This is a genomic window from Stenotrophomonas sp. (assembly GCF_059505245.1).
Map to the genome: position 1 here is coordinate 89,104 of NZ_JCACKF010000037.1, position 15,724 is coordinate 104,827.

Below are 15,724 nucleotides of genomic sequence, written 5' to 3' on the forward strand. Positions count from 1 at the left end.
GACAGGGACGGGGTCATCGTCGGCGTTCCCTGGCCTGCGCCTCTTCGTTGGCCGCCCAGGCCAGCGTGGCCAGCACCAGCGAGCGCTGCAGGCTGGGGTCCACCGAACCCGCGCCGCGCAGCTGCTGCAGCGTCAGGGTAGACACCGCGGCAGGCAGCGCGTTCCAGCGCGAGGCCATGGGGGTGGCGTTCACCCGGGCCTGCAGCCGCGAGGCCATGCCCACGATGGCGCGCAGGCGCACTGCCAGCAGGGCGGCGACCACGGCGGTGGCGGGCGCAAGCAGCAGATGCAGGTTGACGTTGGCGGCCGGAGGTGTTGCCGACCAGAACGCCAGGCCGATCAAGGCCAGCGATGCGAGCGACCCGGAGCGGCGGGTGCGTCCGGGCCCGTCACTGCGGAACCCCAGCAGGGCGGCGGCCCCGAAGCCGGCCAGCAACGGCAGTAGCGGATACGGTGCGACCCACATCCATGTGCTGGTCGATGCCAGCACCAGTGCGATCAACCACGGCGATGGCGCACACCACGCCAAGTAGGCACGGCGCACATCGAGGGGTGGCAGGTCCGGGTAGGAAAGGGGCACGGCAGGCTGGCAGTCGGCGAGGCCGCCGAGGCTAGCGACCGTTGATGGAGACTTGGTCGAGATTGTGTCGAGATTGCGTGGAGCCGCGCCATGGATTCAGCCGCCGACGCGGTGCCTGAACGGCGGTCGCGTCTCCATCCAATCTCCACAGCCGCTCCAAGAAACATCCACCTGGGGCTTCCAGACTGCGGCCCTGGCGGTCGCACCGGGCGACTGCACGCACCCCCGGAAGTTTCGATGAACAACCGCAGGACCTGGATCATTGCCGCAACGCTGGCCGTTCTTGCCGGCGGCGGTTGCTGGTGGGCGTTTGCCGATGGCGAGGATGCCGCGTTGATCACCGCACCGGCAAGGGTCGCCCGTCTGGAAAAGACCGTGCAGGCGGTCGGTCGGGTCAATCCGAAAGAACTGGTGGCCGTGGGCGCGCAGGTCTCCGGGCAGGTCACGCGCCTGCATGTGGTGCTGGGCCAGCACGTGCAGGCCGGCGACCTGATTGCCGAAGTGGATTCACAACCGCAGCGCATTGCCCTGCGCAGTGCCGAAGCCGCCGCCAACGCGCTGCGTGCGCAACATGCGGCCAGCCAGGCGCGCTACCGCCAGGCCCTTCGCATGTACGATCGCCAGTCGCAGCTGGTGGCGTCGCGGCTGGTCTCGCAGGAAGGCTTCGAAGCGGCACGTGTGGCGCGCGATGCGGCGCGCGCGGATGCCGCTGCGTTGCAGGCGCAGATCGACCAGGCGGTGACCCAGGTGGAAACCGCCCGCATCAACCTGGGCTACACCCGTATCGTGTCGCCGTCCGAGGGCTACATCGTGGCCATCGTCACCAAGGCGGGGCAGACGCTGAACTCGATGCAGACCACGCCGACCATCGTGATGCTGGCACAGATGGACACGATGACGGTGCGCGCCGAGATCGCCGAGGCTGACGTGGAACTGATCGCACCCGGCCAACCGTTGTGGTTCTCGACGCTGGGACCGAGCGGGCGCCGCTATGAATCGCACCTGCAGCAGCTTGAGCCAGCGCCGTCGTCGATTGCCGACGCGGCCAGCGGCAACAGCGGCGGATCGGCGCAGACGCCGAAAGCGGTGTACTACGCGGGGCTGTTCGACGTGGCCAATCCGGGCTTGATGCTGAAGCCTTCGATGACGGTGAAAGTGACGATCCAGCTGGCACGCGTGGCCAATGCACTGCAGGTGCCGCTGACCGCCCTGGGCGAGTCCGACGACAAGAACGGCAACGGCGCAATCGTGCGGGTAGTCGATGCGAAAGGCCGCGCCCGCGAACGCGCTGTGACCACCGGCCTGCGCACCGCCACCGCCGTGCAGATCCTCTCTGGCCTGAAGGCGGGCGAGAACGTGGTGGTCGGCGAGGCGCCCAGCGGTGGCGATGCCGAACCCACCAGCCTGCTGGGGATGTGAGCATGGCCGACGCACTGCTGGAATTGAAGGGCGTATCGCGCGCCTATCGCTCGGCCGCCGGCGAGGTGGTGGTGCTGAAGGAGGTCTCGCTGCGCATCGATGCCGGCGAGTTCATCGCCATCATCGGCCCCTCGGGTTCGGGCAAGTCCACGCTGATGAACATCCTGGGCTGCCTGGATCGGCCGACCGAAGGCAGCTACCGCGTGGAGGGGGCTGCGACCGAGCAGATGTCGCCTGACCAGCTGGCGCGCCTGCGCCGCGAGCACTTCGGCTTCATCTTCCAGCGCTACAACCTGATGGAGAACCTCAGTGCCACCGAGAACGTGGCCTTGCCCGCCGTCTATGCCGGGGTGGAGGCCGATGCGCGCACCACGCGTGCCCGCCTGCTGCTGGAAACGCTCGGCCTGGGCGAGCGGACCGCGAACCGGCCCAGCCAGCTGTCCGGCGGCCAGCAGCAGCGCGTCTCCATCGCACGCTCGCTGATGAACGGCGGCGCGATCGTGCTGGCCGATGAGCCGACCGGCGCGCTGGATCATGCCAGTGGCAGGCAGGTGATGGCCGAGCTCAAGCGCCTGCATGCGCAGGGCCATACCGTGATCCTGGTCACCCATGATGCGGCGATTGCTGCCCACGCGTCACGGGTGATCGAGATCGCCGATGGACGTGTGGTGGCGGATCGCCAGGAGCGAGGCCCTTTGGTGCGGCAGCGTGCGGACGCACCGGGGCGCACTCCCACGGCGGCTACCGAGCGGCGCGCCCGTATCGATGCCGTGCGCGAGGCGACGCGCATGGCAGTGCGTTCGATGCTGGCCCATCGCCTGCGCACCCTGCTGACCATGCTCGGCATCATCATCGGCGTGGCCGCGGTCGTGACCGTGGTTGCGCTGGGCAAAGGCGCGCAGGCGCAGGTCGAGGCGCAGATAAACGAGCTGGGCGCCAGCACGCTGGAGATCTTCCCGGGCGCCGATTTCGGTGACCCGCGCTCGGCGGAGATCGAAACGCTGGTGGTAGGCGATGCCGATCACCTGGCCGCCCTGAGTTACGTGGACAGTGTCAGCCCCAACCTCAGCGGTTCGGTAGCAGCACTGCAGGGCGGCCGACGAGCCAATACGCAGGTACTGGGGGCCGGTGCCGATCTGCCGCGCGTGCGCGGGCTGCGCCTGAGGGCCGGCCGGTTCTTCACCGATGCCGAGGTGGAGGCGCATAGGGCAGTGGGCGTGGTCGACCAGAAGGCAGCGAAGGCACTGTTCACTGGCAACCCCATCGGCAGCACGGTGCTGCTGGGCGGCATGCCGGTCGAGGTGATCGGCGTGGTGGGTGCCAATGCATTCGCCGGTGGGGCCACGCCAACCGTCTACGTTCCCTATACGTCGGCTGCCTCCCGGCTGCTGGGCAGCCAGCGCCTGGAGAGCATCACCGTGCGCGTACGCGACAACGTACCCACCAATGCCGCCGAGGCCTCGCTGGGCGCCGAGCTGGAGCGCCTGCATGGTCGTCGCGATTTCTTCATCTACAACTCGGACCAGATCCGCAAGGCGGTGATGAAATCCAGCCAGACCATGGCGGCGCTGGTTTCGGCGATCGCGGCGGTGGCGCTGGTGGTTGGCGGCGTGGGCGTGATGAACATCATGCTGGTGTCGGTGAAGGAGCGCGTGCGCGAGATCGGCGTGCGGTTGGCAGTGGGGGCCCGGCAGGGCGACATCCTGCGCCAGTTCCTGATCGAGGCCGTGCTGATCTGCCTGTTCGGTGGGGTGCTGGGCGTGTTGTCCGCGTTGGGCGTGGGGGCCTTGTCCAGTCTGCTGTCACTGGGCGTGCCGTTCCTGTTCACGCCTGGGCCGGTGCTCGCCGCGCTGGCATGTTCGTCTGCAATCGGGCTGGGTTTCGGCTACTTCCCGGCCCGCAATGCCGCGCAGCTGGACCCGATCGAGGCATTGGCGGCGGAGTAGGCTCGCCTGCTATGGCACGTGTAAAGCCGAACCCACGCTCGGCTGCTCTCCGTTCAGACCGCGATGCGCCCTGCGCCGCGCGCAGCGAGCCGAGCATGGGCTCGGCGCTACAGCGACTCAGCGCGCCTTGCCTTTGATCGCCACGCTTCCTGGTAGCTGCGCATAGCCGCTGTCACCCCAGTGCCGGGTGATGCGCTGGAAGAACAACGAGTTGGGCACGCGCAGCAGGCAACCGCGCGCGCCTTCGCCACGGTCACTCAGCGTGGTGTAGATCAGGTTGATGTCCACCACCTGGCCGCACAGGCCCGGCTTGTCCACGCTTTCCAGCACTTCGATCGTGTCGTTGATGCGGAACGGGCGCGTAGCCACGATCAGGAACGAACAGAACAGGTTGGACAACACGCTCCACGCGGCAAAGAACGCCACCGCACCGACCGCCATGAACCCGGTCAGCGCGGTCCACAGCACCGAGCGCGAAACGCCCAGCCGCTCCAGTATCAGCAGCGCGGCCGCCAGATACAGCAGCAATGCACCGCCGCGGCGCAGGCCCACATGAAGCTCTGGAGCCAGCCTGCCGCGCTGCCGGGCCTGCACGAGCAGCCACGCCAGTGCACGCACCATCAGCCAGGCCACCCCGAGAATGACCAGCACCTCGGCCACCGGTACCACCACCAGCAGCCAATCCGCGATCCAGGCAGGCAGTCCGGCCATGGGCGGTCACAGCGTTGCCGCGCCGCCGGAGATGGTCAGCAAGGCACCGGAGGTATAACTGGCGCTGTCCGAAGCCAGCATCACGTAGGCCGAGGCCAGTTCCGCGGGCTGCCCGGGTCGGCCGAACGGCGTCTGCGAGCCGAATTGCTCGACCTCTTCGGCGGCCATGCCTGCCGGAATGAACGGTGTCCAGATCGGGCCGGGCAGCACGGCGTTGACGCGTATCTGGTGCTCGGCCAGCAGGCCCGCCAGCCCCAGCGTCAGGTTGGCGACGGCGCCCTTGGTCGCAGAGTACGGAAGGATGTTCGGGGTCGGTCGCTTCGAATTGACCGATGCGGTGTTGATGATCGCGCCGCCACCGCGCAGGTGTGGCACGCACAACCGCGTCAGATTGAACACGGCATGGACATTGGTATCGAACGTCCGCTTCCAGTCATCCAGGGTGATGTCGTCGAAGTGCTCGTAGTAGCGCTGGTAGGCCGCGTTGTTGACCAGGATGTCGAGACCGTCCAGCTCGCTGGCCACGCGGTCGACGAGCGAGCGCGCCTGCGCCGGGTCGCTGATGTCACAGGGTACCAGCACGGCCTTGCGCCCGGCCTGTTCGATCTGCTGCTGCACATGGCGGGCGTCGTCCTGCTCGCCATCAAGAAAGGCGATGGCGACGTCGGCACCCTCGCGCGCGAAAGCGATGGCCACCGCTGCGCCGATGCCGCTGTCACCGCCGGTGATCAGTGCCTTCTTGCCCCGCAGCAGGCCATGGCCGCGGTAGCTGTCCTCGCCGTGGTCGGGCCGCGGCTGCATCTGCGCGGTCTTGCCGGGGAAGGATTGCTGCTGCGCCGGGAAGGGCGGACGTGGGTAGTCGGGCAGGGCCATCGTCACTCTCCGAAAGGGAACCTGGCGGCAGTCTCGCTCGGCGCGGGTAAACGGCCGGAGGGCGCGGTGTCGTGGCAGCGTGGACGACTGCGCACGGTGCTTCACAACGGATGGGCGATCGTGGTCATGATGCTGTTGGCCGGCTGCCGTGAATCCAGCCGCGTGTGCTGCACGATGATCGGCTGGTCGGATTCGATGAGGGTGGCGAAGCCGGTGCCGCGTGGTACCGGCGCCGGATCCTGCAGGTCGTTGAAGCGCAGGTGGCAGGTGCGTCGTGCTGGCACGGTGATCCGGTAGGGACCGACAGGATCGCGGTCCTCGAAGTAGAGGGTCAGCGTGACATGCGCGTCCTCGTTGCCCGCATTGAGGACGCAGCAGGTTTCGTGACTCTGCATCTCCGGCGACGGGCCGTTGCTCCAGGCTGGAATGTAGCCTTCGGCGATAGCCCAGCGTCGATGCCCGATGCAGGAAGTGTTCGTTTCCATGACGCCGTTTTAGCTGGAGGGGTGTTGCCATCGTGTCCAGTCCCCGCACGGAATCCGTGATGACCATCGGCTACCACGCATCGCATGAGCAGTTCCCGCCCGCCACCTTGCTGGGCCTGGCGCTGCGCGCCGAACAGGCGGGATTCGAGGCTTTGATGTGCTCGGACCATTTCCACCCGTGGACGACCGCGCAAGGGCAGTCCGGCCACAGCTGGGTATGGGCCGGCGCGCTGGCGGTGCAGAGCGCATTGACCCTGGGCATGGTGACCTGCCCGATGCTGCGCCAGCACCCGGCATTGGTGGCACAGGCAGCGGCGACGCTGGAGCAGTTGGCGCCGGGCCGGATCTGGCTGGCGCTGGGTACCGGCGAGGCCCTGAACGAGCGCATCACCGGCCAGCCGTGGCCAGCCAAGCGCGAGCGGCAGAAGGCATTGCGCGATGCGGCCGAGGTGATGCGGCGGCTGTGGGGCGGCGAGCAGGTCGACCACGACGGTGGCTTCCGGGTGCGCCAGGCACGGCTCTACAGTCGCCCGGCGCTTCCCCTGCCGCTGCTGGGTGCGGCCGTCACCGAGGAAACCGCACGCTGGATGGGGGGCTGGGCCGATGGCCTGATCACCATCAGCCAGCCACTGGCGCAGTTGCGGCGTGTGGTGGCGGCGTTCGAGGGCGGCGGTGGCAGGGGCAAGCCGATGTACCTGCAGGCCAAGCTCTCCTACGCGCGCGCCGAACAGGCGGCGCTGGAAGGTGCGATGGAGCAGTGGAGCGCCAACGTGCTGCCGCCGGAACTGGCTGAAGGCCTGGACCAGCCCGAACAGTTCGAAGCACAGGCCCGATCGGTCAGCGCCGAGGTGGTGCGTGAGCACGTGCATGTCTCGGCAGACCTGGGCCAGCATCGGGCCTGGCTGCAGGAGCTGCAGTCCCTGGGGTTCGATCGCATCTACCTGCACAACGTAAACCGCGAGCAGGAACGCTTCATCGACGACTTCGCCGAACACGTACTGCCTGCGCTGCGCACTCAGGCACCCTCGGCAGCCAGCCATGCATAGCCATGGCCCTGCAGGTAACAGCGGCGACCCTGCAGTTTGGCGCCGTGGCCCACCAGCGTGTGCAGCGGGCCGTGCAGGGGTACGTCCACCTCAACCGGGTTGTCGCCGAAGTTGATCAGTGCCAGTGCCTGATGGGGTGCCTCACCGAAGCGGAGCATCAGCAGCGCGGGTGAGGGTGGGTCGAGCGTGTGTGGCCCCTGCTGCAGCACGGGATGGGCATTGCGTTGCTGCAGCAGCTCGCGCACCCGCAGCAGCAGTGAGTCCGGCATCGCGCGTTGCGCCTCGACATTCACCGTGCGGTAACCGTAGGGGCCGTCCGACGGTGGCGCGCGCCAGGCATGCCGCGGTTCGTCGGTGAACCCAGCCCCTGGGCCGTTATGCCAGTGCATCGGCATGCGCACGGCATTGCGTTCGGGCAGCTCCAGGCAATCACCGAGGCCGATCTCTTCGCCATAGCGGATCACCGGCACCTGGCCCAGCGACAGCAGCGCCGCCCAGGCCATGGCCTGCCATGCGATGTCGCCGTCCAGCATCGGTGCCAGCCGGCGGCGGATGCCACGGCCATAGATGCGCATGCCACGCTCAGGAGCGAAGCGTTCCATCACCGCTTCGCGCTCATCCGGCTCCAGCTGCTCCAGGTCCAGTTCATCATTGTTGCGCAGCCAGGCAATGCGTGTGTCCGGCGGCGCGTGCGGGCCGTACTCGGCCATGACCCGCGCCACTTCGCTGGCATCGCCGCGTGCCAGTGCCAGGAAGAAATGATTGTTGAGGTGGAAATCCAGCAGGTGCGAAAGCCGCCGCCCGTGGCACAGGAAGTCACCGTAGTGGGACGCGCGGACATCCGCTTCGCCGATCAACGGCAGCCCTGGCTGCTGTGCGTCTGCCGTCGCGCGCATCGCCTCCAGCAGCCACAGCCCGTCGTCGCGCGGGTCCGCGTGGCGCGCGCGCTCGACCATGTACGGGACCGCGTCGACGCGGAAGCCGGCCACGCCGCGCTGCAGCCAGAACGTCATTACCTGCAGCAGTTCCTCGCGTACCGGCGCATGGGCCAGGTCGAGGTCTGGCTCGTGCCGGTAGAACATGTGCCGGTTGAACGCGCCGGCCTCGGCATCCCAGGTCCAGACAGAGGCCTCGATCGGCGGGAACATCGGCTGCAGGCCGTCGTCAGGCATGTGGTCGCTCCACAGGTACCAGCGGCGCCAGGCCGGGTCACCGTGCTGCGCGGCGATGAACCACGGGTGCGCGGCGGCGGTGTGCTGCATCACCAGTTCGACGATGATGCCGATGCCACGTGCGTCGGCGGCATCGACCAGGCGCTGGAACGCGGCCTCGTCGCCCAGGCGTGGATCGATACGGTAGTGATCGGTGACATCGTAGCCACCATCGCGGCCGGCGTTGCAGTAGAACGGCAGCAGCCAGACATGGCTGATGCCAAGCCACTGCAGGTAGTCCAGCTTTTCCGTGATGCCATCCAGCGTGCCCCAGCCGCGGCCGTCGCTGTCGCGGAACAGGTAGGGGTCGATCTGGTAGATGGCGCGCAGTGGACGCACCGCCATGGGCTTCTCCGGCACTGTTCACGGGTGACCAGCCTGCTGTCGCGCGTGGCAGCGGTTCGTGAAACGAATGGCACCGCATCATGACGTGGCATCCACGGCTCGTGCATGCCCGGGCGCGCAGAGTGAATGCTCATTCCCGGCACCGAGGAGGCTTCCTGCATGGCCCGACGCAAGACGCTTCGTATTGCCACGTTCAACGTCAACGGCATCGGCACGCGCCTGCCACAGCTGCTGGACTGGCTGCACAGGGAATCGCCGGACGTGGTTGCCCTGCAGGAACTGAAGGCGACCGACGCGGCGTTTCCGGCTGCGTCATTGGAGGAGGCTGGGTACGGTGCGCTCTGGCAAGGTGAGGCGCGCTGGAACGGCGTGGCGCTGCTGGCCCGGGGGACCATGCCGGTCGAGAGCCGCCGCCGATTGCCGGGCGAACCCAAGGATACGCAGAGTCGCTACCTGGAGGCGGCGGTGCACGGCGTCATCGTGGGTGCCCTCTACCTGCCCAACGGCAACCCGCAGCCCGGACCCAGGTTCGACTACAAGCTGCGCTGGATGGAACGCCTGATCCGGCATGCACGCAGCCTGGTCGAGCTGCCGCACCCGGCGCTGCTGCTGGGTGATTTCAACGTGATTCCCACAGACGCCGATGTCTATGATCCCAAGGCCTGGCGGCGCGATGCGCTGTTCCAGCCCGAGGTTCGCGATGCCTTCGAGCGGCTGCTCGCGCAGGGCTGGACCGATGCGCTGCGGAAGGTGCACGGCGACGCCACGATCTACACCTTCTGGGACTATTTCCGCCAACATGCCGAGCGCGACCGTGGGCTGCGCATCGATCATCTTCTGCTGAATCCCGTACTGGCGGAGCGACTGAAGGACGCTGGCGTCGACCGTTGGGTGCGTCTGCAGGAGAAGGCCAGCGACCACGCGCCGACGTGGGTGACGGTGCGGGCGGCGTGATCAACGCGCGGCAGGGCCTTCGCGCCGCTCGCGGCGCACGCGCGCGCGGGTCCGGTAGAGGCGGCTGTCCGCCTTCTGGATGGTGTCGGCCACGGGCTCACCGGCCGTGTTGATGGCTGCACCCATCGAGAAAGCGCTGGGCGACAGCGCAGCGTGGTCCCGGTACCAGTGCTCCAGTTCGCTCAACCGGCCATCCGCGGGCGCGACCAGTACCACCATGAATTCGTCGCCGCCCAGCCGCACCACCGTCTCCTCCTTGCCCAGCGGCGAGCGCAGGAAGGTGGCGAACTCGACCAGGACGGCGTCGCCGCGGCGGTGGCCCTGGGTGTCGTTGATGTGCTTGAAGTGGTCCAGATCGAACATCACGCAGGCCCAGCGCTCATCAATCAGTTCATCCAGCCGGTGCAGGTAACGCCGGTTGTAGCACTGCGTGAGCGGATCCTTGAAGGACATTTCGCGCAGCTGCTGCTCCTGCATCCTCAGCGCGGTGACGTCCTGTGCATGCCCCAGCACGTAGGGCGGGCTGGCCTCGCTGTCGAGCACGTTGTGGTACGCCCAGTAGTGGCGCGTACCGTCGGCGGCGATCAGCTCGATCACGCCAGCGTCGGTGTGGTTTGCCTGGATCCGAGCGAGGTAGGCCTTGAAGCCCTCGCGTTTTTCCGGTGGCATCAGGTCGCACAGGCTGCGCCCGACCATCTGGCTTTCCTCAAAGCCCAGCGACTGCACCGCCGCGGGATTCACCGAGGTCAATGTCCCGTCCAGCGTGTGGGTGCAGATCAGGCCCAGGCTGTAGTGGAACAGTCGCCGGTAGCGGGTCTCGCTCGCTTCCAGCGCGTCGAGCGCGGCTCGCTCGTCCGTGATGTCCTGGATCGCCCCGACCAGGCGCGGATGGCCGTCGACCTGTTGCCGGCTGCCGACCACCCGGGTCCAGATCGCGCGCCCGTCGGCGGTGGTCATTGGCAGCTGCACCTCCCAGGACGTGCCTTCGTCGATGCAACGCTGCACTGCCGCGCGGATGATGTTGCGGCTGTCTTCGCGATAGAAGGACAGCGCGGTGTCGAGCGTCGGTTCAAAGTTGCTGCGCACGCCGTGCAGCTGCTTGGTCTCGCGGGTCCAGCGCACTTCGTTGGTGACCAGGTCCATCTCCCAGCCGCCCACCCGGGCGGCGCGGTTGGTCCGCTCCAGGAAGTCTTCGCTGCGTTTCAGCTCGCGATGCAGCGCTTTCGCCTGGCCAACCTGCGCCATCAGGGTACTGCGCTGTTCCAGCACCTGGGTGGTGACCCGTGCCAGATGCACCATCAGTTCGCGCTGGGAGGGGGACAGCACGCCGGGCATCGGGTCGAGCAGGCACAGCGTGCCAATGCGTGCACCATGGGCCGAGCCCAGCGGGATGCCGGCGTAGTGCCGGATGCGCGGCCCGGCGGTCACCAGGGGATTGGTCGAGAAGCGAGGGTCCTGGCGCGCGTCGGGTATCTCGAACAGCTCGTCGTGGCGGATCGCATGCGTGCAGAAGGAGATCTCGCGGGCCGTTCCGGTGACGCCCTCCAGCCCGATATTGGCCTTGAACCACTGCCGGTCTTCGGCCACCACGGTGATCAGTCCCATGGTCATGCCGGTCGCGGCACGGGCGGCGGCGACGATCGCATCGAACACCGGCTCGGGGGGCGTATCCAGCAGGTGCAGTCGGTCGATTTCGAGCAGACGTTCGGCTTCGTCCATGGCGCTTTTCAGGGCTGGGTGGCGAGGGCGGTTGCGGCGGCTGGCTGGCGCTACGCTAGTGCGCACGGCGTTATGTATCGCCATGGCGGAGTGATGCCGATGTGAGGTGGCCGCGCCCGCTCAGTGTTGCTGGAGCGATGCCTGCAGGGCGGTGGCCAGTGCGGCATCGCCGGATACCAGGTCCTGCCAGCGTAGCGTGATGCCCTTGCGTCGCCCCTTTTCGACCAGCTTGAGGCCTTCGGGGTCCACAGTGAGGGTATGGGGCCGGCCATCGATGTCCAGTTCGCGTCGCAGTGGTTTGTCGAGCGGGGTCATCATCGTTTCCTCGCAGGGGCGGGAGTACGCCGTGGCTGAATCGATACGTGACGATTGTCACGGATGTGCCAGCGCCAAGGGAAATCGACAGCGCGGGTGATGCCGATGCGTGGACCAATTACCGGGTCGGACGGAGGCGGGGTCCCATCGCTTGCGATCGCGATGCCATGACTGCCAGTCACCAGGTCGGCGCCGTCGAAACTGCGGTCCAGCCCGAATGCCTGCGAGAGCTTGCCGGGGCCGCTGGCCAGATCGTGGTCCCGGCGCGCGGCGGGGCGCAACTCGTGCATGCGCTCAAGGCCCGCCAGCGGCTCGACGGCCCGCAGCAGCACCGCCACGCCTTCACCGACCTCTCCGCAGACCACGTTGCTGCCCCAGTGCATGCCGTAGGTGAAGTAGACATACAGGTGGCCGGCCTCACCGAACATGCTGGCCGTGCGCGGCGTCTGCCCGCGATAGGAGTGCGCCGCCGGATCGACGCTGCCCGCGTACGCTTCGACTTCAACGATGCGACCCGTTCGGCCATCGTCACGGACCAGAAGTTTGTTGAGCAGCTCGGGCGCAACCTCGACGGGCGGGCGCCGGTAGAAGCTGCGCGGGAGGATCTGAAGAGAGGCGGGCAACCAATCCGGCACGGTAGAGGCAGGCTCGGGCAGATGTTGGTGGCACTGTGGCATTGGACTGGTGAAACGGGCGCAGACGCAGCGTCATTCCGGCGCGGACGGTGCCGCCAGCGTGGCGCGCCGGGCGGCGTAGACCTCGGGCGTCTGCGGCTTGATGAACAGTGCCACCAGCTCCGGATACTCGCGCTTTACCGCCGTTTCGATGCGGGTGATGCAGGCTTCAATCTGTGGGGTCTGCCGATCGTCCTCGAACTCGGCGCTGAGCATGGCCACGACCTGTTCCGGTCCCATCTGCATGGTGGTCACGCCGTTCGCGCGACGCAGGTCCGGATCGGTTTCGGCCACCGCCATGATCCGCTCGGCCACCGCAGGGTGGGCAGGCTCTCCAACCAGCAAGCCCTTGGTTTCACGGGCCAGGAGGAAGGCGGTTGCGGCCAGCACGCCGGCGATGCACAGCGACGCCACACCATCAAGCACCGGCATATCCAGCACCTGCGCGGCCACCAGGCCGATCAACGCGAAGCCCAGCCCGAGCAACGCAGCGCTGTCTTCCAGCAGTACGGTGAAGGTGGAAGGATCCTTGCTGCGGCGGAAGGCTTCGAAGTAGCCCAGTCTGCCTTTGGTACGCCGGAACTCGCGCAGCGCCACCCACCAGGAGGCCCCCTCGAACAGGATGGAAATGCCCAGCACGCTGTAGCTCAACGCGTGGTTGGTAGCCGGCTCCGGCCGGCGGATGTGCTGGATGCCCTCGTACGCCGAGACGCCGGCGCCAGCGGCGAACACCAGCAGGGCGACGATGAAGCTCCAGAAGTACAGCTCGCGGCCATAGCCGAATGGATGTACCGGGTCTGGCGCCTTGCCGGCACGGCGCAGCCCGTACAGCAGCAGGAGTTCATTCAATGTGTCGACCAGCGAATGCACGCCCTCGCTGAGCATGGCCGAGCTGCCGGAGATGCCGGCAGCGATGAACTTTGCGATGGCAATGGCCAGGTTGCCCGCGAGGGCGGCATAGATGACCAGACGGGAACCGGTGGGAGCGGACATTTCGGCGGCGGGGCGGGGCGGACGCCTGATCTTCCCGATCAGCGCGTGCCCATTGCGTGCACGGCGCGATCAGTGCCCCTTGGGATTGAGGTACAAACGCGCCCCATCCGATTCACGGTAGCCCGTCCATCGCCCGCCGCCTGACGCGCGGAAGCGCCCGAACACAGTGTTGCTGGTGTCGGTGAGCAGCAGCTGGTTGCCCGACAGTACCCAACGGTTGGCCGAGAAGAAGCCATCCGGGCAGCCGGCGGGCACGTAGGCACTGTAGCCGCCGAACCACTCGATGTTCTTCAGCTCGATGGAGCAGGTGTTGCCGTTCTCCTGGCCCAGCGTCCAGCTGCCGAACAGATCGCTGTCGCGCACATCGCGGCCGCCACGGTGGCGGTCGCGGCCCCAGTCGTCGTTGTCGTCGTGGAAACCGAAGCCCACGTCGATCTCTTTGCTTTCGCTGCGTGACCCGGACTGCGAGCTGCCGCTGGTGGTGGTCTGGGTGGTCACCGCGCCACTGCTCTGGGTCTGGGTGCTGCTGGATTGCGTGGTCTGGTCGGTGTGGGTGGTCTGTTCGCCGAAGCCGAACGAGGCGTCCTGGGCCAGGGCGGGCAGGGCCAGGCAGCACAGCGCGGACAGGCAGGTACGGGCGAGCACGGCAGCCATTGCAGCATCCTCGGAAGGGTGGACCGCGCGAGTATCGAACCGGTGGGGCGGGAGACGGTGTGAGGGTGTGCGCGGCGGCAGCCCAGCGAAGGGTAGTGCCGGCCGCTGGCCGGCTCCCACTTGGCACCCAGGAACCGAAGGAATGCCGGCCAGCGGCCGGCACTACCCGCAGCCAGGCAGGGCCTGGCGCTACGGGTCGGGCTTTACCCTGACCACCCGTTTCCGGTACTCATACACATTGTCACCGCGGATACGCTTTTCCTCGGTGCCGGTAACCCGGCCTACCTGCTGGTCCGAGCCGGTGACCGGCTTGGCCTCGATGGCGGTCTCGTGCTCGAAGGAGTGCGATTTGTCGGTGTTGCGGTAATAGCGGTACAGCGCCCAGTACAGCGCGGTTGCGCCGGCCGGACCTGCCGCCAACAGCCAGAGGCCACTGTCGTCGCTCATGTCGATGCCACCAGGAAGGCAATTGCGAGGGCTTCAATGACGGTGCCGGTGGCCAGTGCCGCCAGCAGCATCTTCCATTGCTGCACGGGCACGCTGCCCATGGTTTCGCCGGTACGGCCGTTCACCGCGATGTAGTGCAGCATGCCGCCGTTCTTGCCGGGCTGGTGGTAGGAGTACAACCACACCGGCAGGTACATCGACACCCAGCGGGTGCCATGCACCTCCAGCTGCTCCTGTTCCCAACGCACGCCACGGTTGTAGCGCTTTACCGAACCTTCCAGCTGTGCGCGGGCGATCGACAGCAGCTGGTCTTCCAGCCGCGGCCGCAGCTTTTCCACATCCAGGTTGCGCTTTTCGGAGGTGAAGCCGGCCAGGTACGAGGCGTTCCATTTCACCGCGTTCTTGGTATCGAACGGCAGGATGGTGTTGATGATGTTGTTGGTGTTGGCGCGGGTATCGAGATTCCCGCGCTCGGCCGAGGATTCCAGTGGCAGGTCATCGACCGTGAAGTCGACCTGGCGCTCGACCTGGTAGACATCGGCGTCGTACAGGGTGCGCTTGTTCTTCTCGCTGCCCACGGTGTACTGCCGGGTCTGGATCTCACCCTTGCCGGCCACGGCCGCGCTGACATTGCTGTCGACGATCATGTAGGGCAGGAACACGCCCACCACGTTTTCCGGGGTGAACTGGTCCTTGAATGCCTTCAGCGCGAACATGCGGCGCTTGTCGACGAACTGGCGGATGCGCGCGACCGCATCGTCCTTCCTGATATGGAAGGGCAGCACTGCATCGGGCACCGCGCCGTTGGCGATCTGCTCGTTGACGCCGAACACATGGCGGCACCAGTGGCAGCGCGCCGTCATCGTACTCTCGGTATTGACCGTGACTTCAGCGCCGCACCCGGTGCATTTGAACGTCATCAGTGCCGAGGTGTCGGCGTCGATGTCACGTGCTCCGGAGGCAATGACCGTACCGCGCAGCTGGTCGATGGCCTCGCCCAGGCCGAACTCTTCCTCGACGCGTGCGCCATGCCATTCGTGACGGCAGTACAGGCAGACCAGGATGTCGGTGCCGGCCTTGGGCCGGATGTCGGTGGCACCGCACTTCGGGCAGCGGTTGAGGCCGTCCTTCAGCTCGCTGGCCGACGTATCGATGGCCACCGGGTCGGGCGCTTCCACTTCATCACGGATGGCCTGTGGCAGTTTCGAGGTGTCCAGCGGGAAGCTGCCGGGCAGGGGAGGGACGTCCTGCGGCGAACCGGGCCCATCCAACGACGCCGCCGGCAAGGGCGGCGGCGTCGCGGGCGCGGATCCGGGCAGCGGCGGCGGGCCGTTTCGGGGATCGGACATGTT

The 15,724-nt window shown here is 67.3% G+C and carries 16 protein-coding genes; 4 read left to right on the forward strand and 12 right to left on the reverse strand.

Features of this window, described 5'->3' with window-relative positions; genetic code table 11:
- Positions 1-13 precede the first annotated feature (13 nt).
- Positions 14-580, reverse strand: coding sequence for a hypothetical protein (locus AC5JLE_RS13770; RefSeq protein WP_202909967.1), 567 nt, complete (start codon positions 578-580; stop codon positions 14-16).
- 237 nt (positions 581-817) lie between these two features.
- Here AC5JLE_RS13770 and AC5JLE_RS13775 point away from each other — a divergent pair, with 237 nt between their 5' ends.
- The gene (locus AC5JLE_RS13775; protein WP_197561221.1) at positions 818-1,999 is read left to right on the forward strand and encodes an efflux RND transporter periplasmic adaptor subunit; all 1,182 of its coding nucleotides are present in this window, start codon (positions 818-820) and stop codon (positions 1,997-1,999) included.
- Positions 2,000-2,001: 2 nt separating this feature from the next.
- Positions 2,002-3,945 carry a MacB family efflux pump subunit gene (locus tag AC5JLE_RS13780; RefSeq protein ID WP_496065386.1) on the forward strand — a complete coding sequence of 648 codons (1,944 nt, stop codon included), beginning with the start codon at positions 2,002-2,004 and terminating at the stop codon, positions 3,943-3,945.
- A 117-nt stretch (positions 3,946-4,062) separates the two neighbouring features.
- Here AC5JLE_RS13780 and AC5JLE_RS13785 read toward each other — a convergent pair whose 3' ends face one another.
- The 3 genes from AC5JLE_RS13785 to AC5JLE_RS13795 all read right to left on the reverse strand — a co-directional run bounded on the left by AC5JLE_RS13785 (position 4,063) and on the right by AC5JLE_RS13795 (position 6,014).
- Positions 4,063-4,656 (reverse strand): mechanosensitive ion channel domain-containing protein, encoded by a 594-nt coding sequence (locus AC5JLE_RS13785; RefSeq protein ID WP_164165667.1) that lies wholly within the window; start codon positions 4,654-4,656, stop codon positions 4,063-4,065.
- A gap of 6 nt (positions 4,657-4,662) precedes the next feature.
- On the reverse strand, positions 4,663-5,529 hold the full coding sequence (locus tag AC5JLE_RS13790) for an SDR family oxidoreductase (RefSeq protein ID WP_164165665.1): 867 nt from the start codon (positions 5,527-5,529) through the stop codon (positions 4,663-4,665).
- A 101-nt stretch (positions 5,530-5,630) separates the two neighbouring features.
- The gene (locus tag AC5JLE_RS13795; RefSeq protein WP_014647273.1) at positions 5,631-6,014 is read right to left on the reverse strand and encodes a sensory rhodopsin transducer; all 384 of its coding nucleotides are present in this window, start codon (positions 6,012-6,014) and stop codon (positions 5,631-5,633) included.
- 59 nt (positions 6,015-6,073) lie between these two features.
- Between AC5JLE_RS13795 and AC5JLE_RS13800 the strand changes: the two genes are divergently transcribed.
- Positions 6,074-7,060: a TIGR03885 family FMN-dependent LLM class oxidoreductase gene (locus AC5JLE_RS13800; protein WP_496065387.1), complete on the forward strand. Its 987-nt coding sequence runs from the start codon at positions 6,074-6,076 to the stop codon at positions 7,058-7,060.
- Here the strand turns inward: AC5JLE_RS13800 and AC5JLE_RS13805 are convergent.
- Entirely contained in the window at positions 7,030-8,616 is a 1,587-nt protein-coding gene (locus AC5JLE_RS13805) for an alpha-amylase family protein (RefSeq protein ID WP_481444748.1), read from the reverse strand. The genes AC5JLE_RS13800 and AC5JLE_RS13805 overlap by 31 nt on opposite strands.
- 159 nt (positions 8,617-8,775) lie before the next feature.
- Here AC5JLE_RS13805 and xth point away from each other — a divergent pair, with 159 nt between their 5' ends.
- Positions 8,776-9,570 carry an exodeoxyribonuclease III gene (gene xth, locus AC5JLE_RS13810; RefSeq protein WP_164165686.1) on the forward strand — a complete coding sequence of 265 codons (795 nt, stop codon included), beginning with the start codon at positions 8,776-8,778 and terminating at the stop codon, positions 9,568-9,570.
- On the opposite strand, the gene AC5JLE_RS13815 is transcribed toward xth, so the two are convergent.
- From AC5JLE_RS13815 to AC5JLE_RS13845, 7 genes are all read right to left on the reverse strand, one after another.
- Complete coding sequence (locus AC5JLE_RS13815; protein WP_496065388.1) at positions 9,571-11,289, reverse strand: sensor domain-containing diguanylate cyclase; 1,719 nt, start codon at positions 11,287-11,289, stop codon at positions 9,571-9,573. It lies immediately after the preceding gene.
- A 120-nt stretch (positions 11,290-11,409) separates the two neighbouring features.
- On the reverse strand, positions 11,410-11,604 hold the full coding sequence (locus AC5JLE_RS13820) for a hypothetical protein (RefSeq protein ID WP_014647268.1): 195 nt from the start codon (positions 11,602-11,604) through the stop codon (positions 11,410-11,412).
- Positions 11,604-12,239 (reverse strand): DNA-3-methyladenine glycosylase, encoded by a 636-nt coding sequence (locus AC5JLE_RS13825; protein ID WP_197561228.1) that lies wholly within the window; start codon positions 12,237-12,239, stop codon positions 11,604-11,606. Before AC5JLE_RS13825 ends, AC5JLE_RS13820 begins: the two co-directional genes overlap by 1 nt.
- Positions 12,240-12,311: 72 nt before the next feature.
- Positions 12,312-13,271 carry a cation diffusion facilitator family transporter gene (locus AC5JLE_RS13830; RefSeq protein ID WP_100450112.1) on the reverse strand — a complete coding sequence of 320 codons (960 nt, stop codon included), beginning with the start codon at positions 13,269-13,271 and terminating at the stop codon, positions 12,312-12,314.
- 69 nt (positions 13,272-13,340) lie between these two features.
- A complete protein-coding gene (locus AC5JLE_RS13835) occupies positions 13,341-13,925 on the reverse strand; it encodes an AprI/Inh family metalloprotease inhibitor (RefSeq protein WP_049439612.1) in 585 nt (194 codons plus the stop codon).
- Between the two features lie 189 nt (positions 13,926-14,114).
- The gene (locus AC5JLE_RS13840; protein ID WP_014647264.1) at positions 14,115-14,372 is read right to left on the reverse strand and encodes a hypothetical protein; all 258 of its coding nucleotides are present in this window, start codon (positions 14,370-14,372) and stop codon (positions 14,115-14,117) included.
- A complete protein-coding gene (locus AC5JLE_RS13845) occupies positions 14,369-15,721 on the reverse strand; it encodes a hypothetical protein (RefSeq protein WP_075076957.1) in 1,353 nt (450 codons plus the stop codon). The genes AC5JLE_RS13840 and AC5JLE_RS13845 overlap by 4 nt, the downstream gene beginning before the upstream one ends.
- Positions 15,722-15,724 lie beyond the last annotated feature (3 nt).